Here is a 300-nt window from a genome sequence, read left to right as displayed (position 1 = left end):
TGGATTTATCCTTGATATTGATGTACTGGGGGGCTTAGTCATGTTCCACGTCGATGCCCAGCTGGGACTTAGGCAGGTCCCGGATGTGGCCCATGCTGGCCGTGACCTCGTAATCCTTGCCCAGATATTTGCCAATGGTCTTCGCCTTTGCCGGCGACTCCACGATTACCAGTTTTGCCATGGTTCTCTTCTCCTATATTATAAACTCCCCGCCTGACGGTGGTAGTAAAACCCAACGAAATGCCAAGGGCTCCCTTATTAGGGGAGCTGGCGAGCGTCAGCGAGACTGAGAGGATTCAT

Annotated in this window: 1 pseudogene; it reads right to left on the bottom strand. The window is 52.7% G+C overall.

Annotated elements, in window-relative coordinates:
• Nucleotides 1-37 precede the first annotated feature (37 nt).
• Nucleotides 38-181 (bottom strand): annotated as a pseudogene (locus tag P0G09_RS18840) (toprim domain-containing protein); the annotation flags it as partial.
• Nucleotides 182-300 lie beyond the last annotated feature (119 nt).

It is taken from the genome of Faecalibacterium sp. DFI.5.82 (assembly GCF_029076575.1).
In the GTDB taxonomy this organism is placed as follows: domain Bacteria; phylum Bacillota; class Clostridia; order Oscillospirales; family Ruminococcaceae; genus Faecalibacterium; species Faecalibacterium duncaniae.
Note: the sequence above shows the minus strand (reverse complement) of the source record. Positions and strands in the feature narration are given on the sequence as shown.